This window comes from Hymenobacter caeli (genome assembly GCF_013294115.1).
GTDB lineage: Bacteria > Bacteroidota > Bacteroidia > Cytophagales > Hymenobacteraceae > Hymenobacter > Hymenobacter caeli.
Window position 1 is genome coordinate 315,341 of the sequence record NZ_JABSNP010000003.1, and the last position, 24,954, is coordinate 340,294.

Below are 24,954 nucleotides of genomic sequence, written 5' to 3' on the forward strand. Positions count from 1 at the left end.
CATGAAAATACCCCGGTTTCTGGTGCCCGTGCTGCGGGTGGTGCGCAGCTTTTATTTTCTTGTGGGCGGGGCGTTTGTGGTGTGGATGCTGGTGTTTGATGCCAACGACATCGGCAAGCAGGTGGACATCTACCGCAAATACCAGGACCTGGTGAGCGAGAAGCAGTACTACCTCGACAACATCGAGACGGTGAAGAAGGACCGCGCCGAGCTGATGAGTAGCCCCGCGCTGCTCGAAAAATTTGCCCGCGAGAAATACCTGATGAAGCGCCCCGGCGAGGACCTGTTCATCATGGTGCCCGAGGACGCCGAAGGCAAGTGAAGTGGTTTTTGAAGGCGGCGGCCGTAGCGGTGGCCGCCTTTTTTGTGAGCGGCGTGGCTGCCCGGATGCCCGGAGCGTTCCTGCCCCTGCGGGCGCGGCGGCCCCCGCAAGCCCACTTGGCCCGTAAATTTCTGCGGCAAGCGTTGATCCGCCCGCCCGGTGCGACCCGCGCCGCATTGGCCCCCGGGGCGGTGCTGTCGGCCCCGCAAGTGGTGGCCCAGGTAGCGGCGCTGCGGGCGCAGGCCCGGCGCTGGGGCCTCGCCATCGAGTTGTACAAGCTGGGCTGGCGCTTGCCCGAGGGGCAGCCCGCGCTGTTGTTCTACCAGTTCCGGTTTGCCGCCGATTCGGCCGGGCCGGGGCCCCACGTGCTGCTCGACGTCACGTTTCGGGACTCGCTGGCTACCCGGCCGCTGGGGTTCGGCGTGGTGGTGCGGCGGCCCCGGTAGGTAGGGGAGGGGTACCAGAGAAAAGGTGTTTCACCTACAAATTATTGGGGAAATCCGGTCGTCGATTTTTGCAAGGCCCCGGGCAGCAGCCCGCTGGCAGGGGGCAGAAACCTGTCTATCCATTCAGACACCTTACAATAATTCTGTATTGCAGGGGAGGCTTACCATCGTTTGACTTTCCTGCCCCATGCGCGGTGCCTTGCTGCTTGGCTGGTTGTGGCTGCTGCCAGCGGTGCTGGCAGCGGGTGGCCCACCTGCGCCGGCCCCCGCTGCCGATACGCTGTTTCTGCGCTACAAGAACGACGCGCCTTTCGGGCATTATTTTGCTTATTGCCCCGATGCTTACGCTCAGGCTGGCACGGGGCACGGGCGGGGGCGCTGTGGGCGGGGGCCTGCTGCTGGGCACGGTGGCCGCGCGGCGGCGCTTTAAGCTTTCACTTACAGCTTCTTTTTTGGCACCGGCGAGTGTTTTGTTTAACCACACCGGCCTGGTCAACATCCACCCAATGAACCCCAACTTCCTCGCCTGGGGCCCGGCCCTGGAAGTGGTTGCGCTGAGCGGGCTGCTCACGGGGCGCTTCCGCCGCCTCCCGCATCGTGGCCGAGCTGCTGCACAATGCCATCCGCCACGCCCAGGCCCGCCACGTGTGGGTGGAAGTGCTGCGCCAGCCCGCCAGCCTGCGCCTTACCGTGTGGGACGACGGCCGTGGCTTCGATGCCGAGGGCCCGCCCCCGGCCCGCGGCTGGGCCCGCGCGGCGTACAGGCCCGCGCCGGCTACCTGCGCGGCCAGGTGGTGGTCAATAGCCGGCCCGGCCAGGGTGCGGTTGTTCGTGTCGAGCTGCCGATATCTTAAGGGCGAAGGAGTAATCAGTGCTAAATAATTACGGTGTTTATTGCTGATTAATAAATACTTCGCATTTATGCTTTGCCGTTTGATACTCGTGGACGACCACCCGGCCCTGACGCGGGGCTTGGCCGCGCTGTTCGGGCAAGAGCCCGATTTGGCCGTGGTGGGGCAGTTTGCGAGCGGGGCGGCCTTGCTGGCGCAAGTGCCCGCGCCACCCGCCGACGTGCTGCTGCTCGCCCTGCACCTGCCGCCGCCCCACGACGGGCTGGCCCTGCTGCCGCGCCTGCGCCGCGGGTGGCCGGCGCTGCGGGTGCTGGTGTTCAGCAGCGCCACTTCGCCGGGGCTGGTGGCGCAGGTGGCAGCGGCGGGGGCCCAGGGCTTCCTCGACAAGTCGGCCGAGGCCGACGCTCTGCTGGCCGCCATCCGGGCCGTGCACGCAGGACAGGTGGTTTTTCCAGCCCACCTGCGGCCGCGGGCCAGTGGCCCGGCGGCCGACGTGCTGCTGCGCTTGCACCAGCTCTCGGCCCGCGAGCGTGAAATGGCAGGCTTGGTGCGCGAAGGCCTCTCCACCCGCGTTATCGCCGACCGGCTCTCGCTGGCCGAATTCACTGTGAGCACCCACCGCCGCAACCTGATGCAAAAGTTGGGCGTGCATGGCTTGGCCGAACTGGTGCACTCAGCCAATGAGTATGGGTTGTAAAGGGGCGGAGTGACCGAAAAATTACCTAAGTGTAGGTATTGTGGATTACGATAAATAAAGGAATATTTGTGCATCCCAAGGCGTTGACCTGGCCAGGGCGTTGGGATATAATTTTTCTTCTACTACCTATGAAGCAACAACTTACTCATTTTCCCGCAGGGCTGGTGGCCAGGCGGGAATTGCCGGTTTTCTCTTGGGCGTGGCAGTCCCGCACGCCCACTTGGGAAACTGCCTCGGCCGGCGTTGCTGGCCGGCTGCGGGCCGTGGGCACGGCCACTGGCACCAGCGATGGCTTGTACCGGACTTGGTCCGGCACGGGGCCGTTGTGCATGGGCGGCGTGTCCACCACCGGGCCGGCCGGCGTCCGCATGGCCGTGCTGCTGGGCGGCGATGGGCCGGCCGAACAGGCCGCGCCACCCATCTTGCTGCCCGTAAACCCCTGCGCTTGACCGGCTGCCCGGCTTGACCTGCCGTCCGGCGGGCCCGCGCGGTGCCTCCGTTCCCACCTGTTCCCCTGGGCCCCGGGCGTTCTATCCCTGCCGCTGCTGAGAAAAAACTATCATTCTTGCCGGAGCTGGGCCCCCGTGTGCCTGCCGCTGGGCCGCGGGCCGGCCGCGGCCAGGGGCTGGCTGGGCATGGCCCATAGTAACTACGGCGGCACCAACAACGCTTACGTGAACCCCAGGCGCCATTGCCGATTCTCGCTACCGTGTGGAGGCTCTTTCGCCCGTGGTTCTCGCGCCGCCCGTTCCTGCGCCCGAGACCCCTGCGCCGGCCCCGGCCCCGCAGCCTTAACTCGGGTACGCTACCCAGGCCAGGAGATTTTACCCATCGTGACGGCCGGTACGCGCTGCCGCCCGGCCCCCAGCTCCACCGGCTGGCCCGCCACCGCTTCGTTGGCTAGTACCGCGAACAAAATGGCCTCTTTGGCGTCGGGCGGCACGCCCAAAACGGCCGTGCTGGCGAAGGCCGCTCCCGGCAAATGGCGGCCCAGGGCCCCCAGCAGCGCCGGGTTGTGCACCCCACCGCCGCTGGTGTACACAGCCGGCAGCGGGGCCCCGGGCGCGACTACCTGCCGCACGGCCCGCGCCACCCCGGCGGCGCTTAACTCCACTAGCGTGGCCAGGAGGTCTTCCAGGCCCAGGGCGGCGGTGCCGGATTGGGCCTGGGCGGCGGCCAGGTAGGCGGGGCTGAACAGCTCGGGGCCCGTGGTTTTAGGCAACGGGGCGGTAAAAAACGGGTGGTCGAGCAGGGCCCCCAGTAGGCCGGGGTGCGCGCGGCCGGCCCGGGCCAGGCGGCCGTCTTCGTCGTAGGCCAGCCCCGGGCGGTGGGCCCGCACGGCGGCGTCGAGCAGGGTGTTGCCGGGGCCCGTGTCGGTGCTGAAGGCGGCGCGGGCGTCGGCCCCGGCACGGGGCAGGTACGTGAAGTTGGCCATGCCGCCCAGGTTGAGTAGCAGCCGTTCCTCGGCGGAACTGCTTAGCAGCAAATAGTCGCCGTAAGTAGCCAGCGGGGCCCCTTCGCCGCCGGCCGCCAGGTGCTTCTGCCGGAAGTCGCTCACGGTGATGATGCCCGTGCCTTGGGCCAGGTGGTCGCCGTCGCCGAGCTGCAAGGTGGCGCTCAGGCCCGCGAAATCGGCCTGCTGGTGCTGATGGGCGGGCGCGTGGTACACGGTCTGGCCGTGGCTGGCCACGAGGTCCACATCGGCCGGGGCCACCTGCCAGGTGCGCAAGCAATTGAGTAACTGGCGGGCGTGTAGGCGGCCGAGCCAGGGGTTTAGCAAAGTCAAATATTCGAGGCTAACTTGCCCGCGGGCAAACACCTGCCGGATGCGGCGGCGCACGTCATCGTCGTAAGGCACCGTGGCAAAGTGCTCCAGCGCCAATTGCGTGGCCGCGCCGTGGCCCGTGAGGCGGCACAGCGCCACGTCGAGCCCGTCGAGCGAGGTGCCCGACATCAGCCCCACGATGCGGCGGCTGGGCCGCTGGGCCATTTCGTGGAGGCGGGCAATGGCTGCGTTCATTCTTGCGCCTTTAAGAACCAATATTCCAGTACAAAAACAGTTTTGTGCCGGAATGTACTTTAGCGTTGGGCTTGAAAGCGCCGTGTCTGCCCGCTACTGCGGTCTTTATCCAATCTTCTTGCCGGCCATGGCCTGCTGGATGGAAATGTTCATCACCCGCTCGGCGTAGGGGCGCGTCAACTCGTCCAGCTCGTCCATGCTTTTGAGGATGGGGTCGCGTTCGGTGCCGGCCAGCGCGTCGCGCACGCGCTGCACCTGGGCCCCGGTGGCGGTCAACTCGTCTTCGGTGAGGTGCACGCCGTTCTTTTTAGTGAAATTACCGACTTGGTAGAGCAGCTGCTCGGCGGCGGTGCGGGCTTCGATGAGGAGGCGGGCGGCCACGTCGTCCTTGGCGTTCAGCAACGAGTCCAACAGCATCTGTTCCACCTGGTCGTCGGTGAGGCCGTACTGGGGCTTGATTTCGACTTGCTGGCGGGTGTTCGAGCGCAGCTCGATGGCTTCTACTTGCAGGATGCCGTCGGCGTTCAGCAGGAAGTTCACGTCCACCTTGGGCAGGCCGGCGGGCATGGCCGGGATGCCGCTCAGCACGAACTCGCCCAGCTTGCGGTTCTGGCTCACCTGGTCCCGCTCGCCCTGGTAGACGCCGATTTTCAGGTTCACCTGCCCGTCTATACTAGTAGTGTACTGGCGGCCGGCTTTGGTCGGAATTTTTGAGTTGCGCGGAATAATCGGGTCGAGCAGGCCCCCCAGCGTTTCGATGCCCAGCGTGAGCGGCGTCACGTCGAGCAGCAGCACGTCGCGCCGGTTGCCGGCCAGGATGTCGGCCTGGATGGCCGCGCCCAGCGCCACCACCTCGTCGGGGTTCAGCGAATTATTGGCCGGCTGGCCGAAGAATTTCGATACCTCGTCGTACACCAGCGGCACGCGGGTCGAGCCGCCCACCAGCAGCACGGCGTCCAGGGCCCCCACGTCCAGCTTGGCATCATCCACGGCTTGGCGGCAGGCGGCGATGGTGCGCGCCACCAGGGGCCCCACCAGGTCGTTGAACCGTGCCTTGGTGAGCGTGACCGGCAGCACCGCGCCGGCGGCGTCGGTGAGCTGGGTCGCGAAGTCGTCGTGCTGGCTGAGGTAGCGCTTGGCCATTTCGGCGGCCAGGCGCAGCTGCTGTTGCAGGGGCGGGTCGGTGGCGAAGGCGGCGGGCAGGCCGGCCGTGGCCTGCCAGTGCCCGGCAATGGCGCGGTCGAAGTCGTCGCCGCCCAGGTAGGTGTCGCCGTTGGTGCTCAGCACCTCAAAAATGCCCTGCTGGATGCGCAAAATGCTCACGTCGAAGGTGCCGCCGCCGAGGTCGTACACGGCCACGGTTTTCTCCTCGTCGGGACTCAGGCCGATGCCGTAGGCCAGGGCCGCGGCGGTGGGCTCGTTCACAATGCGCAGCACCTCCAGGCCCGCCAGGCGGCCGGCGTCGCGCGTGGCCTGGCGCTGCGAGTCGTTGAAGTACGCCGGCACGGTGATGACGGCGCGGTGGACGGGCGTTTTGAGGGCGTGCTCGGCGCGGGCCCGCAGCTCGCGCAGGATGGCGGCCGACAGCTCGATGGGCGAGTAAAACCGGTCCTCGACGCGGATTTTCACCAGGCCCTCGGCGTTGTCGTCAATCACCCGGTAGCCGAGCTGGCCGGCCTGGGGGCCCAGGTCGCGGTAGCTTTTGCCCAGCAGGCGCTTCACCGAATAAATGGTGCGTTGCGGGTCCGTGAGCAGGAATTCCTGGGCGTCGGTGCCCACCACGGGGGCGCTGCCGTCGGCGGGGAAGTGCACCACCGAGGGCACAACGGTGCCGCGGCCCAGGTCGTTGATGGCCAGCGGCTGGCGGGTTTCGGGGTGCACGTAGGCCACCAGGCTGTTGGTGGTGCCCAGGTCGATGCCGACGATAAGCTCCTCCTGCTGGAGGGCCCCGGTGGCGAGGTTGATGGCAACTTTGGCCATAAGGCAAGGGGCCGCGGCGGAGGCGGCGCGAATAAGGGCGAGGAAGCAAGGCCGCCCGTTGCGGAGCAGCCCACAAAAGTACGCCGGGCCCCGGCAGCCCGGGAAGGGGCGCGCCGGCCCCCCGCGCGGCCCAAAACAGCGAATTGTATTATTTTTTTGCATGGCCAAATGCCGCACAGCGCACACTGGCCCATTATATTGAATAATGCCTAGATTTATTCACATTGGTAAGTACGTCCTAAAAGTTGTCATTGTCGTATGTTTGCCTGGAAGATAACTAATGCTAACGCCTTGGTTATCAGCAGGGGCAATCGTTTGCCTGGTTATATTTTTTCAATTTTTAATCCTGTTTCTCATTCTTCACCTCTACCTCACTTTTTTATGAAAAAAAATCTAACGCGCCCCGCGCTGCTGCTCACGGCAGTTGCGGCCGCTGCCGGCGGCTTGCTGCTGGGCAGCGGCGGCCACGCCCCCCTCGAAGCCTCCAGCCACCGCGAGGCCCCGCTGATTGCCGACGACCCGCTGGCCGACAACACCGACCTCTACGCCTTCCGCTCGCCCGACGCGGCGGCCAACGACGGCAACGCCACGGTCACGATTGTGGCCAACTACATCCCGTTCGAGCTGCCCCAGGGCGGGCCCAACTTCAATTCGTTCGGCGAGAACATCCGCTACGAGATTCACGTCAAGAACAACACCGCCACCACCGGCGACGACATCACGTACCGGTTCACCTTCACCCGCACCAACGAAGACCCGACCACGTTTTTCCGGGTGCGGCTGGGCAAGGAAAATCTGAAGACCGTTTATAAGCTGGAGCAGATTCTCAACGGCGGCACGCCCACCACGCTCATCGCGGCCGGGGTGGTGCCGGCCCCCAACATCGGGCCCACGTCCATCACCAACGGGGCCGGCCTGGGCAAAACCAACTACCAGAGCTACGCCGAAAGCACCATTGAGACCGGCAACGGCATGAAGGTGTTCTGCGGGCCGACCGACGACGCCTTCTTCACCGACCTGGGCAGCATTTTCGACCTGGGCGGCATCCGCTCCAAAACGGCGGCCCGCGACGGCCTGGCCCGCAAAAACGTGCACTCCATCGTGATGCAGATTCCGGTGGCCATGCTGGCCAAGGCCGGCACGCCCGCCCTGACCGCCACCACCGACGTCCTGGCCGGCACGCCGGCCGCGGGCACCACGGCGGCCTCGCCGATTTCGCCCTACACCATCGGCGTGTGGGCTTCGGCCAGCCGCCTCTCGATGCGCACCATCAACGCCGACGGTACCCGCGTGGAATCGGGCAACTACGTGCAGGTGTCGCGCCTGGGCATGCCCCTCAACAACGAAGTGGTGCAGGCCGTCGGCCTGAAGGACGGCTGGAACGCCGGCAACCCCTACGGCCAGGTGGCGCAGTACGACGCCGGGGCCAAAAACCCCGAGCTGGGCCTGTACATGGCCGACGACGTGCCCGCCAACGGGGCCGCGCCCAAGCCCGCCGGCCAGACTTACTACGGGCAGGCCGTACCCGGCTTCGCGCCGCTGCGCATCCAGACCAAGTCCCTGGCCGGCCTGTTTCCGGCGTCCTCGGGCCTGGCGGGCGGGTTTGACTTCCGCAACGGGGCCCCGGGCCTGTACCCGCTCAAGGGCAGCGCGGCGGTGACCGGCACGGCCCTCGACAGCACCGCCTTTGGCAAATACCTGCTCCAGGCCGCGCAGCCCCGCTCGGTGGACATCCTGCCCATCTTCCACACCGGCGTACCCAACCTGATTCCGTACCAGCTGGCCACCGGCAAAACCGGCGGCAACCCGCTCACCGCTGGTAAGCCGTTCATCAACAACTTCCTGCCCACGTTCGGCGACATGCTGCGCCTGAACATGGCCGTGCCGCCCACCTCGCGCACCTCGGCTGACTTCGATTCGGAGGGCCTGATTAAAGCCGCCGTGCTCGGCCTGACGGACCCCCGCTTCAACGCCAGCAACGCCTACCAGCTCATTCCGAACATGGACGGCTTCCCCAACGGCCGCCGCCTGGAGGACGACGTGACCCGCATCGAGCTGCAAGCCGTGGGCGGGGCCGTGCTGGCCGCCATTGGCCTGTGGTACGACGACTACACCGTGGGCACCTCGCCCAGCCCCGTTACGGCCCAGTTGGGCGGCGTGCTGGGCTTCACCACCAACATCGAGAAGAACGACACGACCTTCCGGGTGGCCTTCCCCTACGTGCAGACGCCCTGGAGCGGCACCACCGCCCAGCGCGTGGCCCTGGCCCAGCGCGGCCCGTCGGGCCTGGGCTTGTCGCCCAACCTGGCCGTGGCGCAGGCCTACCCCAACCCGTTCGTGGACAACACCACTTTCCACTTCGAGCTGAACAACGCCGCCACGCTCAGCATTGTGGTGTACGACAACACCGGCCGCAAAGTGGGCACGGTGGTCGAGTCCAAAGCCTACGGCCTCGGCGCGCACGACGTGCAGTGGAAGCCCAGCGCCAAGCTGGCCCCGGGCATGTACATCGCCACGCTCTACAGCGGCAAAACGTTGTTGCAGTCCATCAATCTGGTACACCAATAAGTTCGTATAGGAATAACCAAAGCCGCCGTTGGGCCCCGCGGGGCCCAACGGCGGCTTTTTCTTGGTACGGCCCGGCCCCGTGGGCTTTGCTGGCTTCATGTTAATCGCCACAATCGTTGCCAACTTGCAGCGTCAAGCCGTTCTGCTTTAGTGCTGGCTGCCGCGCTATTTCCTGCTCCAATCCCGTGAGAAAATACCTCTACCCCATTTTACTGCTGGCATTCGGGGCCCTCGTGGCGGCCATTTATGTCTTCAAGAAGCCCGAGCTGCGCCTGCCCAACCTGAAGGAGCGGCGCGGCACCCTGGCGCTGGGCGGCGAGTGGCTGAACACCAAGGGGGCCATCCAGGGCCTGCTGGCCAAGCTGCGCCAAAACCCCAAGGACCAGAAAAGCCGCCTGCTGCTGGCCCAGGCCTACATGCAGGAAGGTCGCGTGACCGGCGACCACCCCTACTACGACGCCGCCGCCGTGGAACTGCTCGACGACGTGCTGGCCGCCGAGCCCGAAAACTTTGAGGCCCTGGCCTGCAAGGCTTCCATCAGCCTCACCCAGCACCACTTCTCGCAGGGGCTGGCGCTGGCCCAGCAGGCCCAGGAAATCAACCCCAACAGCGGCTTCGTGTACGGCCTGCTGACGGACGCCAACGTGGAGCTGGGCCACTACGACGAGGCCGTGCAGATGGCCGACAAGATGAACCAGGTGCGCCCCGACCTGGGGGCCTACGCCCGGGTGAGCTACCTGCGCGAGATTCGGGGCGACGTGCCCGGGGCCATCCAGGCGATGGACATCGCCGTGAAGGCCGGCCTCGACGGCATGGAGCAAACCGAGTGGACCCGCGTGGCCCTGGGCCACCTCTACGAGGTGAGCGGCGACTTGCCCCGCGCCGAGGCCTGCTACCAGCACGCGCTGGCCGACCGCCCCGGCTACGCCTACGCCACGGCCGGCCTGGGCCGGGTGGCCGCCGCCCGCCACGACTACGCCACCGCCATCAAGGACTTCCGCCAGGCGCGGGCCGAGGTGAAGGACTACGCCTTCACCGACGAGCTGGTGGACTTGTACCGCCTGAACAACCAGCCCGACGAGGCCAACGAGATGGCCAAAGAATCCATCGACATGCTGGCCAGCGCGGCCCAGCAGGCCAACAGCAACGAGGCCGTGGGCCACTACGCCGACCGCGAGCTGGCCTACGCCTATCTTAAAACCAACGAGCTGGACAAGGCCTTGGAGCACGCCAAAATCGAGTACGCCCGCCGCCCCGACAACATCGACGTGAACGAGACCCTGGCCTGGGTGTACTACAAGCGCGGCGAGTACGCCGACGCGGCCAAGTACATGAAAGTGGCCCGCCGCACCGGCTCCCAAAACCCCGTGCTGCTGGCCCGCGCCGGCCTCATCCTGATAAAGAGCGGCCAGGCCGCCGAGGGCCACGCCTTGCTCGAAAAATCCCTGAAGACCGCGCCCTACCTCAACCCCGAGGTGAGCGCCGAGGGCGAAAAGCTCCTGGCCCAACGCTAGGACCCCGCCGCCATGCGCCCGCCCGCCGCCCGCCGCCTGTTGCCCTTGCTGCCGCTGTTGCTGCTGGCCCTGCCGGCCGCGGCCCACGTCATCGACGCCGACCTGAGCAAGCTCTCGCGCACGGCGGTGTTCTGGACGTACTTGCAGCTGGGCTACACCCACATTTTGCCGCTCGGGCTCGACCACATCCTGTTCGTGCTCAGCCTCTACATTCTGGAGCCGCGGCTGCGGCCGGTGCTCTGGCAGGCCACGGCCTTCACGGTGGCGCACTCCATCACGCTGGGGCTGGCCATGTACGGGTTCGTGCGGCCGCCGTCGGCCATCGTGGAGCCGGTCATCGCGCTGTCCATCCTGTTCGTGGCCATCGAGAACATCGTCAGCCGCAAGCTGAATCCGTGGCGGCTGGCGGTGGTGTTCGGGTTCGGGCTGGTGCACGGGCTGGGCTTCGCCAGCGCCCTCACGGGGCTGGGGCTGCCGCGCACCGCCTACTTCGGCTCGCTCATTTCCTTCAACGTGGGCGTGGAGCTGGGCCAGGTGACCGTGATTTTGCTGGCCTGGGCCCTCATTGGCCGCTGGGCCGCCGGCAAGCCCTGGTACCACGCCCGGGTGGTGGTGCCGGTGTCGGCCGCCATCGGCCTGGTGGCTGCCTTCTGGACGGTGCAGCGCGTGTTTTTTACTTGATTTTTTTGGTTATTGATGCCCGACCAACAGAATAAGAAGGTCGCCATGCTGAGCGTAGTCGAAGCATCTCTCCCACAGCAGCAACCCATGATTAGTGAGCGGTAGAGATGCTTCGACTACGCTCAGCATGACGACCTAAGGTCCTCCAGCCCCACCAACCAAGCACCAACAACCAAGCCCCTCAACCCATGCTCCGCGCCCTCCTCGCCGTGCTGCTGCTGGCCAACTACCTTTTGGTGGTGGGGGCGGGGCTCGTGGCGAGCCGGCCGGAGGTGCCGCGCTTTTCGGCGGCGCACCCATACGTGCACAGCCCCGAGTGCCAGCAGCGCAACTACCTGCACCTCGACTGCTTCGAGCAGTGCAACGGCGACCAGGCCACGGCCCGGGTGAAATGGCCCGCGGGCACGGGCCTGCACTTTCTGGCCCAGCTCAAAGGGCTCGACGTGCACTGCGCCCTGGGCGAGGCGCTGGCCCGGGGCCCACGGGCCCCGGGGGCCTACCCGGCGCGGGTGGCCGCGGGGAAGCCCGGGGCAGAAATGGCCGGGTTTGAGCGCCGGGAATACCAGCCGCCCCGCGGGGGATGAGTAGGAGACGCGCGTCCGCTAACGGACGCGCTGGGGGCCCCGGCCATTGCGCTGGCGGGCCCCCGCCCTTACTTTTTCCTCACCCGACGCCGCCCGTGGGCTGTTTGCGCCCGGCCGGCGTCCTTTCTCCGGCGTTATGACACTCGGTTATTTACGGAAATTTTTCGCGGCCAGCGGGCCGCTGGTACTCCTGTGGGCGCTGCTGGGGGCGGGCCCGGTGGCCGCCCAACGGCCCGCCGCGCTGCGCGGCACCGTCACGGATTCGCTCTCGGGCCAGCCGCTGGCGGGGGCCAGCGTGGGCTTGGTGGGCCAGCCCGGCGGCACGGCCACCGACGCGCTGGGCCAGTTCCGGCTGTCCAACCTGGCGGCCGGCACCTACAGCCTGCGGGTGGGGGCCTTGGGCAGCCGGGCCACCAACCAGCCGGTGACGCTGGTGGCCGGCGAAACGCAGGGCGTGGAGGTGGCCCTGGCGGCCACTTCGCTGAGCCTGTCGGAGGTGACGGTGAGCCAGCCGCGCGACCTCAACCAGAACCTGGCCGCCATCACCCACATCGACCAGACGCTGCGGCCCATCAACTCGGGCCAGGACCTGCTGCGGCTGGTGCCGGGCCTGTTCATCGCCCAGCACGCGGGCGGCGGCAAGGCCGAGCAAATCTTCCTGCGCGGCTTCGACGCCGACCACGGCACCGACTTCGCCGTGAGCGTGGACGGCCTGCCGGTGAACATGGTGAGCCAGGCCCACGGCCAGGGCTACGCCGATTTCCACTTCGTGATACCCGAAACGGTGGAAGCGCTGAAGGTGTACAAGGGGCCCTACACGGCCCGCTTCGGCGACCTGGCCACGGCCGGCGCGGGCGAGTTCCTCACCAAAACCGGCCTCGACCACAGCCAGGTTAAAGTAGAAGCCGGCTCGTACAATACCTACCGGGCCCTGGTGATGCTCGACCTGCTGGGCGGCCACCACCTGCTGAGCAAGAAGCCGGAAAATGCCTACGTGGCCAGCGAGTACTACTACAGCGCGTCGCCGTTTGTGAACGACCAGTGCTTCAAGCGCTTCAATGGCATGGCCAAGTACACGGGGCAGCTCACCGATAAAACGTCGCTGACGCTGTTCGGCTCGTACTTCACCTCGAACTGGAACGCCAGCGGCGAAATTCCTACCCGGGCCGTGGAAGAGGGCCTCATTTCGCGCTTCGGCAGCATCGACCCCAGCGAGGGCGGCCGCACCAACCGCGCCAACGCCTACGCCGTGCTCACCACCGCCCTGCCCCACGACGCGGTGCTGCGCCAGCAGGTGTACTACACCCGCTACAACTTCAGCCTGTTTTCCAACTTCACCTTTTACAAGGACAACCCGGTGGGCGGCGATGAGATTAACCAGACCGATACGGGCCGCAACCTCTACGGCTACACCGGCACCTACGACCGCGACAACCGCGTCGGCACCCGCAACCTGCACACCACCTTCGGCCTGGGTACCCGCCTCGACGATTCGGGCCTGGGGCTGCGCCACGCCACCCAGCGCGCCGTCACGGATACCGTTGACCTGGGCCGCCTGCACGAGCAAAACGTGAATGCCTACCTGGACGAAACCCTGGAGCTGACCGACCGCCTGACGGTGAACGCCGCCGTGCGGGCCGACCTGTTCGTGTTCGACTTTCGGGGGCAGATTGCCGATTCAACCGGGGCGTTCGGGCCGTTGCGGGGGCGCGTGAACGCGGCCCGCGTGTCGCCCAAGCTTAACTTCTACTACCAAGCCTCGCCCGCCGTGCAGCTGTTTCTGCGCTCGGGGCTGGGCTTTCATTCCAACGACGCCCGCGGCGTGGTGCGCGGCATTAACCCCGCCCAGGCGCTGCCCCGCGCCACGGGGGCCGAGGTGGGCAGCACCTTCAAGCCCGTGCCCGACCTGGTGGTGAACGCGGCCTTCTGGTACCTGCGCTTGCAGGACGAGCTGGTGTATTCCGGCGACGAGGGCACCACCGAGAGCGTGGGGCCCACCCAGCGCTTCGGCTTCGACCTTTCGGCCCGCTACCAGCTCAGCCGCCGCCTGTTCCTGGATTTCGACGGCAACTACAGCCACGCCCGCCTGCTCGACGCCCCGGCGGGCGAGAACTACGTGCCGCTGGGCCCCGTCTTCACCAGCATCGCGGGCATTACCTACAAGCAGCCCAACGGGCTGAGCGGGAGCCTGCGCTACCGCTACCTCGGCGGCCGCCCGGCCAACGAGGACAACACCGTGCGGGCCCTGCCCTACTTCGTGGTCGACGCGGTGCTGGCCTACACCCGGCCGCGCTACCAGTTCGGCCTCACGGTGCAAAACCTGCTCGACGTGGACTGGAACGAGGCCCAGTACGCCACCGAAACCCAGCTGCGCGGCGAAATGGCCCCCGTCACCGACCGAACCTTCACGCCGGGCACCCCCTTCAACCTGCGGGCCAACGCCAGCATCTTTTTCTAGATGGGAGCCGGGCCGAGATTTTAGGCCGGCCGTTAAACCCGGCCTTGGGTCCCGCATCCAACCGCCGAAATCCACCCACTGTCCTCTTTCACGCATGAAAAAATATCTGTTGTTGCTCGCTGGCGGCCTGTGGTGCAGCGCCGCCCATGCCCAGGCCCCCGTTGCCCAGCGCGTTGATAATCAGCGCAACCGCATCGCCGCCGGCCGCGCCGACGGCCAGCTCACCGGCCGCCAGGCCCGCACCCTGCGGGCCCAAGACCGGGGCATCCGGGCCCAGGCCCACGCCGAGCGGGCCGCCAACGGCGGCCGCCTTACCGGCCAGGAACACCGCCAAATCAACCGCGAGCTGAACCAGAACAGCCGCCAGATCCAGCGCAAGCGGGCCGACTAAGCCGCGCGGCCCGCGGGCAACCCTAAAAAAACCGGCCTGGGCAGGCCGGTTTTTTTATGCCTGGGCCGGGACGAAAATTGGTTCTGGTGCTACTTTAGGGGCATGATGCGCAAGTTTTTTTTATTGTCGGGCCTCGCGGGGGGGCTGCTGGCCGGGGCCAGTGGCTGCCAGCACCAAGCCGCGCCGCCGGTCGTGGGGGCGGCGGTAGGGCCGGCCGTGGCGGCCCGCCCGGTGGCCCTGGTGCAACCGACCCCGCCGCTGGTGGCCTGGCCACCAATTGCGTCGCTGCCTGATTCGCTGGTGCTTACGCCCGTGCCCGGGCTGGCCGACGTGCCCGACACCCTGCGCCGCGCCATTGCCCGGCTGCACGCCGCCCTGGGCCCCGCCGCCGCCAGCCTGCGCCCCGCCGTGCTGGAGCAGGCCTGTGTGGGCTACCTCACGCTGCGCCGCACCGACCCCAGCTTCCGCGCCGGCCTGCTGGCCGTGGCCGACATGGACCTGCCCAACACCACCGAGCGGCTGTGGGTGCTCGACCTGAAAAATGCCCGCGTGCTGCACCGCAGCCTGGTGGCCCACGGCGAGGGCTCGGGCCACCTGCGGGCCCGGCGCTTCTCCAACTTAGAGCAGTCGGCCTGCACCTCGCTGGGCTTCTACCGCACGGCCGGCAGCTACGACGGCGTCCACGGCTACTCGCGGCGGCTCGAAGGGCTCGACAAGGGCGAAAACGCCAACGCCTACAACCGCTACGTGGTGCTGCACGCCGCCGACTACGCCAGCCCCGCCTACGTGCGCGAGCACGGCCACCTGGGCTACAGCCGGGGCTGCCCGGCCCTGCCGCCCGCACAGTACAAGGCCATCATCGGCACGGTGCAGGGCGGCACCACGCTGCTGCTCAGCGGCCCGGGCCTGCACTCGCGCTGGCTCGACGGGGTGGCGGCGGGGCGGCGGTTTCTGGCCCGCGGCTGGGGCTGATGCGCCGGGCCGCCGCGGGCCAAGGGGAATCCTTTCGCCGAACTTTGACGTTTATGTCGCTCCACCAACACAATTTTTGCGTAGGTTTCGGCGTACTTGCGGCGGGCGAATCGATTAGATTGGCCCAACTTACCCGCTGTTCACGCTTGCTATTCAATTAATTGCCGTATTCTATGGATAAGCACCAGATTAGTGTTGTGCAGCGCCAGCGGGGCCAGCGGCGTACCAAGCGGGCTTTTCGGCGGGCGCTGCCTTTTGTGGCGGCCCTTTTCCTGGCCACGCCCATCGCAGCTCCGGTAAGCCAGTCGTTGGCGGGCAGTGCCCATTTCGCCCCCCCCCGGGCGGCGGCCGCGCCCACCAAAGCCCTGCTGTTCAACGCTAAGCTGCACGAGTCCTACGATGCCCTAGGGCCCGGGGCCCAGGGCCTCAGGTTCGACGTGTTCGAGAAAGCCATGACCGGTTACCTCAACTTAAAGCAAACCAACCGCTTGGCCACCGATAAGCAGCTGCTGACCGTGGTGGATTTCGACCTGCCCAGCACCGAGAAGCGCCTGTGGGTGGTGGATTTGGCCAGCCATCAAGTGCTGTTCCACACGCTGGTGGCCCACGGCCACAACTCGGGCGAGAACCAGGCCACGGCCTTTTCCAACACCGACGCCAGCAACATGAGCAGCCTGGGCTTCTACGTGACGGGCCGCGAATACCAGGGCAAGCACGGCCATTCGCTGCGCCTCGCGGGCCTCGACGAAGGCTTCAACACCAACGCCGCCGCCCGCGCGGTGGTGATGCACGGGGCCGACTACGTGAGCGAGGAGTTCATCAAAGCAAACGGCCGCCTGGGCCGCAGCCTCGGCTGTCCCGCCCTGCCGATGGACCAGTACGCGCAAATCATCGCCGCCGTGAACGGCGGCACCTGCCTGTTCATCCACAAGTCGGACGCCGGCTACTCGTCGAAATTTCTGGACCAGCACGTGGCCGTGCAGGCGCTGACGACGGCTGGGCCGTCGGCTTCTTAACCAAGCCGATTTTAAATGAAAAAGGGGGCCCGGCGCACATTGCGCCGGGCCCCCTTTGCGTTGGGCGTAGGCCGGTGGGCTACAGCTGCACGCCGAACTTGGCCCCCACGCCTTGCAGGTCCTGCACCACGGCGTCGAGCAGGGGGATACCGTCGAGCAAGCGGTGGGCGGCGGTTTCGCGCTCCGGGTCGCCGGGGATGAGGACGTGCTGGCCCGCCACGGCGCGGGCCTGGCGGAAAGTAGTTATCCAGTTGTCCATGTGGGCCTTGAACTCGTCGGCGGGCCGGAAGGCATCGACGCGCAGGGCTCCGAAGAAGTGGCCCAGGCCCTGGCCCACGGGGTTGGCCGAGGGCTGCAAAAAGGCCACGAACGGCGGCACCCAGGGCCCGTAGTTGGCCCCGCTGAGCACGGCGGAAAAGATGTCGACCACCGCGCCCAGGCCGTAGCCCTTGTGCGAGCCGGTGGCCCCGCCCAGCGGCAGCAGGGCCCCGCCGTCCTTCACGGCGTTGGCGTCGGTGCTGGGGCGGCCGTCGGCGGTTTGGGCCCAGCCCTCGGGCAGGGGCAGGCCCTTGCGCTGGGCAATTTCGAGCTTGCCGTTGGCGGCGGTGGTGGTGGCCATGTCGAGCACGAAATCGGGCTGCTCGCCGGCGGGTACGGCCACGGCAATGGGGTTGGTGCCCAGCAGCCGATCGAGCGAATACGTGGGGGCCACCAGGGGCGAGGCGTTGGTCATGGCCACCCCGATCATGTCGTGGGCCAGGGGCAGCATGGCGTGGTAGCCTGCTATTCCGAAGTGGTTGGAGTTCTTCACCGACACCCAGCCGGTGCCCACCTGCTGGGCCTTTTCGATGGCCACGCGCATGGCCCGGGGCCCCACCACCAGGCCCAGGCCGCCGTCGCCGTCCACCACGGCGGTGCTGGGCGTTTCGTAGGTGACGGCCACGCGGGGCGCGGCGTTGATGCGGCCGGCCTCCCAGAGGCGCACGTAGCCCACCAGCCGGGCCACGCCGTGCGAATCGACGCCCCGCAGGTCGGCGGCCAGCAGGGTTTCGGTGGCCAGCGTGGCGTCGGCCTCAGGGCAGCCGATGGCTTGGAACACGCTTTCTGTAAAGGCAAAGAGCTCGTTGTAGGCGAAGGTGGGCATGGCGCAAAGGTAAAGGCGGGGGGAGGCTTGGTAGGGGCCCCCGAGAGACTGTGCTTCCCGGCCCAGTGCTGTTAAATGCTGGCTTATTGCCTTGGTCTGTGCCCCACAAAAGCCTCGGGAGCCTGCCCACGGGAAGGTGCGCAAGAAAATATAATGCTTAGCAGACAGTGTTTTACATTTAATAACTAATTTTATAGTTGATGAACTAAGAATTTAGTTGATATTTGAGGCCATACTCTTTTGTGTTGCCGATGAACCCCACCTTTCCCGAACTTACCCGCGCCGAGGAGCAGGTAATGCACATCCTCTGGCGCGAGGGCCCCAGCTACGTCAAGGACGTGCAGGGGGCCCTGCCGGCCCCGGCGCCGGCCATCACCACGGTGTCCACCATCGTGCGCATTCTGGAGCAGAAGGGCTTCGTGGGCTACGAGGCCTTTGGGCGCACGCACCGCTACCATGCCCTGGTGGGGCAGGACGATTACCGCCGCTTTTCGCTGCGCAAGCTGCTGGGCGGGCACTTCGGCGGCTCGTTCAGCCGGCTGCTCTCCTTTTTTGCCCAGGAGGAAAACCTCGACGCCGCCGCCCTCGACGCGCTGCTCCGCCAGGCCCAGGCCGGGGGCCCCGACGACGACGCGCCCGCCGCCCCGGATGCCCCCGCCACCTCCAAAACCCCGCAGCCATGAACGACTTGCTGACCTGGATGCTGGGCTCCATGCTGGGACTGGGCGCGGCCTGGGCCCTGTACCGCGGGGCCCTGCGCGCCGAGCGCTGCTTCGGCTACAACCGCGTGTTCCTGCTGCTGGCGCCGCTGCTGGCGGCCGGGCTGCCGTTGCTGCCGCGCCCCACGCTGGGGTGGCTGGGCGGTGCCGCGGCTGCGGGGGCCCCGGGGGCCGCAGCAGCTGGGGCGGGGCCCTCGTTCGTGCTGCCCACGCTGCACGTGCAGGCCAGCGGCTGGGCGGCCGAGTGGGGCGGGGTGTCGCCGCTGGTCTGGCTGTACGTGGCCGGTGTGGCGGTAGGCCTGGGCCGCTTGGCGTGGCGGCTGATGCAGCTGCACCGGGCCACGCGCCACCTGGCCCGCACCGCCGGGCCGGGCTACGCGCTGGCTAATACGGGCGGCCGGCTGCCCACCAGCTCGTTCGGCCGCACCATTTTTTGGGACGACACGGCCGCCCTCGTGCCCGCCGAGGCCGCCCAGGTGCTGGCCCACGAGGCGGCCCACGTGCGCCAGGGCCACACCTACGACGTGCTTTGGCTGGAAAGCTGGCGCGCCCTGCTCTGGTTCAACCCCTTCATCTACCCGCTGGTGCGGGCCCTGGCCCTCACCCACGAGTTGCTGGCCGACCGCGCCGCCCTGGCCGAAACCGCCGCCGCGCCCGCTGCCCCGGGGCCCGGGCCCGGGCCCACGGCCTACGCCACGCTGCTGGCCCGGCTGGCCACCCGCCGCTTCACGCTGCCCGAAACCCCGCTGCCGCTGCTGCATTCCTTCACCCATTCCCTCACCCTCAACCGCATTGCTATGTTAAAATCGTCCCATCCCGTGCGCCGCTGGAAGCAGTGGCTAGCCCTGCCCGTCGTGGCGGGCCTGTTGGCCGTAGCCTGCCAGCCGGCCGCCGATACCCAACCCAACAACGGGGCCTTAGCCCCGCCCCCGCCACCTCCGCCGCCCATCGCTTCGTCGGAATCATCAGCGCAAATGAACCAATTGAAGGATGGCTCGAAGGTTTACGTATTCGTAGAGGAAATGCCACACTTGCCCGGTGGGGGCGGTAATGCGGCCATTGTAGAAGCCATCCAAAAAAGTATACAGTACCCAACGCTTGCTGCGGCCGACCAGAAAGATGGTCGGGTATTCGTAACCTTCGTCGTGTCCAAAGACGGCACCGTGGTAGAACCCAGAATCGCGAAGGGCCTAGGGCCAGCCTACGACGCGGCCGTGGTGGCGGCCGTTGCTAAGTTGCCAACCTTCGTGCCCGGCCACCAAGGCGGCAAGCCGGTGAACGTGGCTTTCACCGTCCCCGTCCAATTCGCAAGGCAGCCATAGGCTAACAGCTTTGCGAAAACCAACCGGGCCCCGGCGCTGTGCAGCGCCGGGGCCCGGTTTTTAAGGAGTTATCCAGTTATCCACATTGCTTTTGTGGATAACTGTGGGGCGGGCTGGGGGCCCTATTGCTGCTGTTGTTGCTGTTGCTGTTCCCAGTCGGTGTACTTGCGGTAGGAGTTGACGGCGATTTTGGGCAAGGGGGCCTGCTGCACGTACACGGGCATCTCGGGGAAGGCGTCGGTGGGCAGGGGGTGGCCGTTTTCGATGTGCACGGATACTTCCAGCGTGTGGGCCCCGGTGCCCTTGTAGGTGCCCTTCACGGGGGTGCAGTCGGCGAAGTGGCGGCCGATGGCCATGCGCACGTGCCCGTCGTTCACGATGCAGTTGTTGGTCGAATCCAGCCCCAGCCAGCCGTAGAACGGGATGTAGGCCTCGACCCAGGCGTGGGTGGCCCCGCTGCCGCGCACCCCCTCGTCCTTGGGGCACACGTAGCCGCTCACGTAGCGCGCCGGGATGCCGTGCATGCGCAGCAGAAACAGCAGCAGGTGCGTGAAATCCTGGCAGACGCCGGCCCGCAGCCGCCAGATTTCCTCGGTTGGGGTTTCCACGCTCGTCACGCCCTTCTCGTACTGGAAGTGCTCGTTCACGTACTCCGAGAGCACCAGCGCGTTCTTCAGCGGCTTGTCGTTCAGGTCCACCACGCCCACCAGGGCCCCCCGGATTTCAGTTTGCAGCGCCGGGTTGTCCACGTGCAGGAAGTCGATGAACGCCGCCTCGTGGGCCACCTCGGCCAGGTGCCGCCACTGGGTGGGGGCGTCGGCCTCGTCCATCGGAAACTGGATGGCGTGCGTCACCACGGCCACGTTCGACTCGATGCGCAGCTCGGCGTGGGGGGCCACCAGCGAAAACACGCCCACCTGGTTGCCAAAGTAATCGGTGAACAGGGCCACGTCGGGGCTGCCGGTCACGGCCACCTCCTGGCTCTTCACCTCCAGCCGGTCGTCGGCCAGCGGGTAAATCATGAGCTGGTTGGTACAGTCGGTCACGGGGGCCCCGTAGGCGTAGCGCGTCAGGTGCTTGATTTTATAGGAAGGCATTCTTTTTAGCTGTTAGCTTTTGGCTGTTAGCTGTTAGCTTTTTTATAGCCAGCTGACTTCGCCTGGAAGATGAAACGGAGGCTTTTCGTAATGATTAGCAACAAGTAGGCAAACGGCTTAAATTCCTGTAGAACAAAAGCTAACAGCCAACGGCTAATAGCTAACGGCTCAAGAATGTCCAAAGTAATACGTGCCGAAGGCGTCGGCCACGGCGAGCAATTCCTGGCGGGTCTGCTGCAAAAAGGCGTCGAGGCCGGGCGCGTCGTCGGGGGCGAAGCGGTGGTATTCGACGTCGGTTTTCACCTTGCCCAGCAGGAAGCGCACCTGCTCGTAGTGCTCGGGCACGGTGCGCCCTTGCAGCCGCTCGCCGAAGCGCACGAGCTGGCCCAGGGCGTAGGCCAGCGAGTGCGGAAAATCGACGTCGTGCACCGCAAAGTGCAGCGCGTGGGCCGGGCTGAACTGGCCCTTGTAGGTCTTCACGTACTGCTCGTAGCCGTAGAGGCTCAGCAGCAGGTAGCGCACCTGGGGGCCCCCGGCGGCCTCGGCGGCGTCGGGCACCAGGGCGGCGCGGTGCAGCTGCAAGATGGCCACCGTTTGCAGGGCCCGCTCCAGGTACTTGCCCATGTTCAGGAACGTGTAGCCCTCGTCGCGCGGCATGGCGTTCTGCACCGTGCCCACGTACAGCACGTTCTGGCGCAGCAGCGCGTCGATGCCCGACACGGGGTCGTCGGCCAGAATCTGCTGGGCCACCTCGGGCTGGCGGATGACGTGGTAAAAGTCGTTCAGGCTCTGCCACACCTCTTTGCTGATGTGGTCCTGCACGGCGCGCGCGTTTTCGCGCCCCTGCCCGATGGCGTTGAACGCCGAGGCCCCGTTGCCCTTATCCAGCAGCAAGTGGTGCAGCACCCGCGCCGTGAAGGGCGCCACGGCCTCGATTTCCTCGTCGCTCAGGTCGCCGTAGTTGTGTAGCAGCGCCTGCCACCCGGGGTAGTGCTGCTCGTCCTGCTTGGCGATGTAGTGGATGCGGACGACCTGCAACATGGTTTGCGTGCGCTCCATGTAGCGGGCCAGCCAGTAAATGGTTTCGGCAACGCGGCTTAGCATATTTGATTAGCTGTTAGCTATTAGCTGTTGGCTGTTAGCTATTCAAAATTGGTGGTTCAATGGCATTGAAAGGAAAGCCAATAGCTAATAGCTGTCAGCTAACAGCTTCGGAAGCGGGCCCCAGCACCCAGGTGTCTTTGCTGCCGCCGCCTTGCGAGGAGTTCACCACCAGCGAGCCTTCGCGCAGGGCCACGCGGGTGAGGCCGCCGGACACGATGTCGATGCCCGAGGGGCCGCACAGGGCGTAGGGGCGCAGGTCCACGCGCCGGGGCTGGAGGGTGCCGTTGATGTAGCAGGGCGTGGCCGAGAGGCTGATGATGGGCTGGGCGATGAAGCTGCGCGGGTCGGCGGTGATGGCCCGGCGGAAGTCGTCCATCTGCTCCTCGGTGGCCGCGCTGCCGATGAGCATGCCGTAGCCGCCGCTCTCGTTGGTGCGCTTAATCACCATGCGGTCCATGCGCTCGAACACGTGCTGGCGTGCCTCGGCGTCGGCCAGCTGGTGGGTGGGCACGTTCTTGAGAATCGGCTCTTCGTTGAGGTAGTAGCGGATCATGTCGGGCACGTAGCAGTACACGGCCTTGTCGTCGGCCACGCCGTTGCCCATGGCGTTCACGATGGCCACGTTGCCCTTGCGGTGGGCCCAGTACAGGCCCGGCACGCCCAGGGTGCTGTCGGGCCGGAACACCAGCGGGTCGAGGAACTCGTCGTCCACGCGCCGGTAAATGACGTCCACCCGGGCCAGGCCCTTGGTGGTTTTCATGTACACGAAGTGGTTGTGCACCAGCAGGTCGCGCCCCTCCACCAGGCTGATGCCCATGAGGCGGGCCAGCGTGCTGTGCTCGAAGTACGCCGAGTTGAAAATACCCGGCGAGAGCAGCACCACCGTGGGCTCGCTCACCTGGCGGTCGGCCAGGGCCAGCAGGTTGCGCAGCAGCAGGTCGGGGTAGTCCTTCACCGGCTGCACGTTATTCTTAGGCAGCAGGTCGGGGAAAATGCGGTAGGTGATGCTCCGGTTTTCGAGCATGTACGACACGCCCGAGGGCGTGCGCAGGTTGTCCTCCAGCACGTAAAACTCGCCGTCGTGGTCGCGGATCAGGTCCACGCCGGCCACGTGGGTGTACACGTCGTGGGGCACGTGCACGTTTACCATCTCGCGCAGAAACTGCGGGCACGAGTACACCAGCGCCGCCGGAATAATGCCGTCCTTGATGATAAACTGCTGGTGGTAAATGTCCTTCAGAAAAATGTTCAACGCCTTGAGCCGCTGCTTAATGCCGGCCTCAATGGTCGTCCACTCGGCGTGCTTGATGATGCGCGGAATGATGTCGAAGGGGAAGATTTTCTCGATGCCCTCGCCGTCGCTGTACACCGTGAAGGTGATGCCCTGGCTCATGAAGAGCTTCTTGGCCAGCTCGTCTTTGCGGGTCATTTCCTGGCCTTCGAGGTTGGCCAGGGCGGCCACAAACTGCCGGTATTCGGGCCGGATGCCCCCGGCGCTGAACATCTCGTCCCACACGTGGGCCTGTTCCTGGTAAGAGCGAAGAAGCGCGTTGGCCGACATAAGCGGAGCGAGGTTAGGTAAAGCAAGCGCGCCGGGCCAAAGGGGCCCCAGCGGCGGGGCAAACTAGCGACGCGGGGCCAGTAATTCGCCACGGGGCCCCAAAATAAAGTGGGTCTAGTCGGGAAAGGATGTAATAATTGCGGCCGCGGCCCCCCAAACGACGGCCCAGCTTGGGAAAATAAAACCCGAGAAAATGCCGCCGTGCCCGGCGGGCCCCGGCGCAAAACCGTAAGCGCAGTCGGTTTTACGCGCGGCCCGCCGCGCCTTTTCCCGTTCGTCATGAAGCTCTTCACCTGCCGCCACTGCGGCCAGCTGCTCTACCTCGAAAACAACCGCTGCGAAAAGTGCCACTACCCGCTGGGCTTCCAGGCCGAAAAGCTGGCCCTGGAGCCGCTGGTGGCCACGCCCGGGGCCCCCACCGAGGGCGCGGTGCACCTCTACGGCGCGCCGCCCAAGGCCCCCGGCTACACCTACTGCGCCAACCACGGCTACCACGCCTGCAACTGGCTGGTGCCGCTGGGCAGCCCCACGCCGTTCTGCGCGGCCTGCGCCCTCAACCGCACCATCCCCGACCTGAGCCAGCCCGAGTACCTGGGCCGCTGGCAGCGCCTGGAGGTGGCCAAGCACCGCCTGGTGTTCAGCCTGCTGCGCCTGGGCCTGCCCGTGGTGAGCAAGCACGTAGCGCCCAAAACCGGCCTCTGGTTCGACTTCAAGGCCGACGAGGGCCCCGAGCCCGGCGAAAAAATTCTCACCGGCCACGACAACGGCCTCATCACCATCAACATCGCCGAGGCCGACGACATCGAGCGCGAAATGGCCCGCAAGTCGATGGACGAGCTGTACCGCACGCTGCTCGGCCACTTCCGCCACGAGGTGGGCCACTACTACTGGGACCGCCTCATCGACCACACGCCCTTCCTCAAGGAGTGCCGCCAGCTGTTTGGCGACGACCGGCAGGACTACGCCAAGGCCCTGAAAAAGCACTACGCCCAAGGCCCCCCGCCCGACTGGATGGCGACCCACATCAGCGCCTACGCCACCACCCACCCCTGGGAAGACTGGGCCGAAACCTGGGCCCACTACCTGCACATCATGGACACCCTGGAAACGGCCCACGCCTACGGCTTGCGCGTGGCCCCGCGCGGCGTGGACCCCGACCAGCACCTGCGCGCCACCATCCCCGACCCGTACTTAGAAGTTGATTTCGAGCCCATCATGGCCGCCTGGCTGCCCCTCACCTTCGCCATGAACAGCCTCAACCGCAGCATGGGCCAGCCCGACCCGTACCCGTTCGTCATCGGTCCGGCCGTGGTGCCCAAGCTGGCCTTCATCCACAAGGTGTGCCGGGCGGCGAAGCCGGCGTAGGGCCCCGGGGCAACCTCACGAGACCCCCGCGGGGCGGGCCCCTCTCCTGCGGAGAGGAGTGCCAGCACCTGACCGTTGTGAATTGAACGGGCATATTGAACGCACCCCTCTCCGCAGGAGAGGGGCCCGCCCCGCGGGGGTC

Annotated in this window: 22 protein-coding genes; 16 read left to right on the forward strand and 6 right to left on the reverse strand. The window is 66.6% G+C overall.

What is annotated here, in order from left to right:
• Window position 1 precedes the first annotated feature (1 nt).
• From HNP98_RS04835 to HNP98_RS04855, 5 genes are all read left to right on the forward strand, one after another.
• A complete protein-coding gene (locus HNP98_RS04835; protein ID WP_173808901.1) occupies window positions 2–322 on the forward strand; it encodes an FtsB family cell division protein in 321 nt (106 codons plus the stop codon).
• The gene (locus HNP98_RS04840) at window positions 319–768 is read left to right on the forward strand and encodes a hypothetical protein (RefSeq protein ID WP_173808902.1); all 450 of its coding nucleotides are present in this window, start codon (window positions 319–321) and stop codon (window positions 766–768) included. Before HNP98_RS04835 ends, HNP98_RS04840 begins: the two co-directional genes overlap by 4 nt.
• 597 nt (window positions 769–1,365) lie before the next feature.
• On the forward strand, window positions 1,366–1,650 hold the full coding sequence (locus tag HNP98_RS04845; RefSeq protein WP_173808903.1) for an ATP-binding protein: 285 nt from the start codon (window positions 1,366–1,368) through the stop codon (window positions 1,648–1,650).
• 39 nt (window positions 1,651–1,689) lie between these two features.
• Window positions 1,690–2,316, forward strand: a complete 627-nt coding sequence (locus HNP98_RS04850; RefSeq protein WP_173808904.1) for a response regulator transcription factor — start codon at window positions 1,690–1,692, stop codon at window positions 2,314–2,316.
• A gap of 128 nt (window positions 2,317–2,444) precedes the next feature.
• Window positions 2,445–2,765: a hypothetical protein gene (locus tag HNP98_RS04855; protein WP_173808905.1), complete on the forward strand. Its 321-nt coding sequence runs from the start codon at window positions 2,445–2,447 to the stop codon at window positions 2,763–2,765.
• Window positions 2,766–3,121: 356 nt separating this feature from the next.
• Here HNP98_RS04855 and HNP98_RS04860 read toward each other — a convergent pair whose 3' ends face one another.
• Window positions 3,122–4,336, reverse strand: a complete 1,215-nt coding sequence (locus HNP98_RS04860; RefSeq protein ID WP_173808906.1) for an anhydro-N-acetylmuramic acid kinase — start codon at window positions 4,334–4,336, stop codon at window positions 3,122–3,124.
• Window positions 4,337–4,441: 105 nt separating this feature from the next.
• Window positions 4,442–6,316, reverse strand: coding sequence for a Fe-S protein assembly chaperone HscA (hscA, locus tag HNP98_RS04865; protein WP_173808907.1), 1,875 nt, complete (start codon window positions 6,314–6,316; stop codon window positions 4,442–4,444).
• Window positions 6,317–6,697: 381 nt separating this feature from the next.
• Between hscA and HNP98_RS04870 the strand changes: the two genes are divergently transcribed.
• From HNP98_RS04870 to HNP98_RS04905, 8 genes are all read left to right on the forward strand, one after another.
• Window positions 6,698–8,884, forward strand: a complete 2,187-nt coding sequence (locus HNP98_RS04870) for a DUF4331 family protein (protein WP_173808908.1) — start codon at window positions 6,698–6,700, stop codon at window positions 8,882–8,884.
• Between the two features lie 185 nt (window positions 8,885–9,069).
• Window positions 9,070–10,398 carry a tetratricopeptide repeat protein gene (locus tag HNP98_RS22320; protein WP_173808909.1) on the forward strand — a complete coding sequence of 443 codons (1,329 nt, stop codon included), beginning with the start codon at window positions 9,070–9,072 and terminating at the stop codon, window positions 10,396–10,398.
• Window positions 10,399–10,410: 12 nt separating this feature from the next.
• Entirely contained in the window at window positions 10,411–11,079 is a 669-nt protein-coding gene (locus HNP98_RS04880) for a HupE/UreJ family protein (protein WP_173808910.1), read from the forward strand.
• Window positions 11,080–11,267: 188 nt separating this feature from the next.
• Window positions 11,268–11,663, forward strand: a complete 396-nt coding sequence (locus HNP98_RS04885) for a hypothetical protein (RefSeq protein ID WP_173808911.1) — start codon at window positions 11,268–11,270, stop codon at window positions 11,661–11,663.
• A 136-nt stretch (window positions 11,664–11,799) separates the two neighbouring features.
• Window positions 11,800–14,121 (forward strand): TonB-dependent receptor, encoded by a 2,322-nt coding sequence (locus HNP98_RS04890; protein WP_173808912.1) that lies wholly within the window; start codon window positions 11,800–11,802, stop codon window positions 14,119–14,121.
• A gap of 94 nt (window positions 14,122–14,215) precedes the next feature.
• Window positions 14,216–14,512: a hypothetical protein gene (locus tag HNP98_RS04895; RefSeq protein ID WP_173808913.1), complete on the forward strand. Its 297-nt coding sequence runs from the start codon at window positions 14,216–14,218 to the stop codon at window positions 14,510–14,512.
• A gap of 102 nt (window positions 14,513–14,614) precedes the next feature.
• Window positions 14,615–15,484: a murein L,D-transpeptidase catalytic domain family protein gene (locus tag HNP98_RS04900; protein ID WP_173808914.1), complete on the forward strand. Its 870-nt coding sequence runs from the start codon at window positions 14,615–14,617 to the stop codon at window positions 15,482–15,484.
• Window positions 15,485–15,657: 173 nt separating this feature from the next.
• Window positions 15,658–16,500, forward strand: a complete 843-nt coding sequence (locus tag HNP98_RS04905) for a murein L,D-transpeptidase catalytic domain family protein (protein ID WP_173808915.1) — start codon at window positions 15,658–15,660, stop codon at window positions 16,498–16,500.
• Between the two features lie 79 nt (window positions 16,501–16,579).
• On the opposite strand, the gene HNP98_RS04910 is transcribed toward HNP98_RS04905, so the two are convergent.
• Window positions 16,580–17,644 (reverse strand): Ldh family oxidoreductase, encoded by a 1,065-nt coding sequence (locus tag HNP98_RS04910; RefSeq protein WP_173808916.1) that lies wholly within the window; start codon window positions 17,642–17,644, stop codon window positions 16,580–16,582.
• A 251-nt stretch (window positions 17,645–17,895) separates the two neighbouring features.
• Here HNP98_RS04910 and HNP98_RS04915 point away from each other — a divergent pair, with 251 nt between their 5' ends.
• Both HNP98_RS04915 and HNP98_RS04920 read left to right on the forward strand, forming a co-directional pair.
• Complete coding sequence (locus tag HNP98_RS04915) at window positions 17,896–18,327, forward strand: BlaI/MecI/CopY family transcriptional regulator (RefSeq protein WP_173808917.1); 432 nt, start codon at window positions 17,896–17,898, stop codon at window positions 18,325–18,327.
• A complete protein-coding gene (locus HNP98_RS04920) occupies window positions 18,324–19,685 on the forward strand; it encodes a TonB family protein (RefSeq protein WP_173808918.1) in 1,362 nt (453 codons plus the stop codon). Before HNP98_RS04915 ends, HNP98_RS04920 begins: the two co-directional genes overlap by 4 nt.
• 122 nt (window positions 19,686–19,807) lie before the next feature.
• On the opposite strand, the gene HNP98_RS04925 is transcribed toward HNP98_RS04920, so the two are convergent.
• The 3 genes from HNP98_RS04925 to HNP98_RS04935 all read right to left on the reverse strand — a co-directional run bounded on the left by HNP98_RS04925 (window position 19,808) and on the right by HNP98_RS04935 (window position 23,447).
• Window positions 19,808–20,782 carry a transglutaminase family protein gene (locus HNP98_RS04925; RefSeq protein ID WP_173808919.1) on the reverse strand — a complete coding sequence of 325 codons (975 nt, stop codon included), beginning with the start codon at window positions 20,780–20,782 and terminating at the stop codon, window positions 19,808–19,810.
• Between the two features lie 168 nt (window positions 20,783–20,950).
• Window positions 20,951–21,886 (reverse strand): alpha-E domain-containing protein, encoded by a 936-nt coding sequence (locus tag HNP98_RS04930; RefSeq protein WP_173808920.1) that lies wholly within the window; start codon window positions 21,884–21,886, stop codon window positions 20,951–20,953.
• Window positions 21,887–21,980: 94 nt separating this feature from the next.
• Complete coding sequence (locus tag HNP98_RS04935; RefSeq protein WP_173808921.1) at window positions 21,981–23,447, reverse strand: circularly permuted type 2 ATP-grasp protein; 1,467 nt, start codon at window positions 23,445–23,447, stop codon at window positions 21,981–21,983.
• A gap of 279 nt (window positions 23,448–23,726) precedes the next feature.
• Between HNP98_RS04935 and HNP98_RS04940 the strand changes: the two genes are divergently transcribed.
• On the forward strand, window positions 23,727–24,812 hold the full coding sequence (locus HNP98_RS04940) for a zinc-binding metallopeptidase family protein (RefSeq protein WP_173808922.1): 1,086 nt from the start codon (window positions 23,727–23,729) through the stop codon (window positions 24,810–24,812).
• The last annotated feature ends 142 nt before the right edge of the window (window positions 24,813–24,954 follow it).

Excerpts from the sequence above, each read along its gene's own strand:
- HNP98_RS04850 (WP_173808904.1), top strand. The coding sequence starts at position 1,690 with ATGCTTTGCCGTTTGATACTCGTGGACGACCACCCGGCCCTGACGCGG.
- HNP98_RS04910 (WP_173808916.1), bottom strand. The coding sequence starts at position 17,644 with ATGCCCACCTTCGCCTACAACGAGCTCTTTGCCTTTACAGAAAGCGTG.
- HNP98_RS04920 (WP_173808918.1), top strand. The coding sequence starts at position 18,324 with ATGAACGACTTGCTGACCTGGATGCTGGGCTCCATGCTGGGACTGGGC.
- HNP98_RS04855 (WP_173808905.1), top strand. The coding sequence starts at position 2,445 with ATGAAGCAACAACTTACTCATTTTCCCGCAGGGCTGGTGGCCAGGCGG.
- HNP98_RS04940 (WP_173808922.1), top strand. The coding sequence starts at position 23,727 with ATGAAGCTCTTCACCTGCCGCCACTGCGGCCAGCTGCTCTACCTCGAA.
- HNP98_RS04835 (WP_173808901.1), top strand. The coding sequence starts at position 2 with ATGAAAATACCCCGGTTTCTGGTGCCCGTGCTGCGGGTGGTGCGCAGC.
- HNP98_RS04860 (WP_173808906.1), bottom strand. The coding sequence starts at position 4,336 with ATGAACGCAGCCATTGCCCGCCTCCACGAAATGGCCCAGCGGCCCAGC.
- HNP98_RS04870 (WP_173808908.1), top strand. The coding sequence starts at position 6,698 with ATGAAAAAAAATCTAACGCGCCCCGCGCTGCTGCTCACGGCAGTTGCG.
- HNP98_RS04880 (WP_173808910.1), top strand. The coding sequence starts at position 10,411 with ATGCGCCCGCCCGCCGCCCGCCGCCTGTTGCCCTTGCTGCCGCTGTTG.
- HNP98_RS04925 (WP_173808919.1), bottom strand. The coding sequence starts at position 20,782 with ATGCCTTCCTATAAAATCAAGCACCTGACGCGCTACGCCTACGGGGCC.
- HNP98_RS04885 (WP_173808911.1), top strand. The coding sequence starts at position 11,268 with ATGCTCCGCGCCCTCCTCGCCGTGCTGCTGCTGGCCAACTACCTTTTG.
- HNP98_RS04930 (WP_173808920.1), bottom strand. The coding sequence starts at position 21,886 with ATGCTAAGCCGCGTTGCCGAAACCATTTACTGGCTGGCCCGCTACATG.
- HNP98_RS04935 (WP_173808921.1), bottom strand. The coding sequence starts at position 23,447 with ATGTCGGCCAACGCGCTTCTTCGCTCTTACCAGGAACAGGCCCACGTG.
- HNP98_RS04890 (WP_173808912.1), top strand. The coding sequence starts at position 11,800 with ATGACACTCGGTTATTTACGGAAATTTTTCGCGGCCAGCGGGCCGCTG.
- HNP98_RS04905 (WP_173808915.1), top strand. The coding sequence starts at position 15,658 with ATGGATAAGCACCAGATTAGTGTTGTGCAGCGCCAGCGGGGCCAGCGG.
- hscA (WP_173808907.1), bottom strand. The coding sequence starts at position 6,316 with ATGGCCAAAGTTGCCATCAACCTCGCCACCGGGGCCCTCCAGCAGGAG.
- HNP98_RS04900 (WP_173808914.1), top strand. The coding sequence starts at position 14,615 with ATGATGCGCAAGTTTTTTTTATTGTCGGGCCTCGCGGGGGGGCTGCTG.
- HNP98_RS04915 (WP_173808917.1), top strand. The coding sequence starts at position 17,896 with ATGAACCCCACCTTTCCCGAACTTACCCGCGCCGAGGAGCAGGTAATG.
- HNP98_RS04895 (WP_173808913.1), top strand. The coding sequence starts at position 14,216 with ATGAAAAAATATCTGTTGTTGCTCGCTGGCGGCCTGTGGTGCAGCGCC.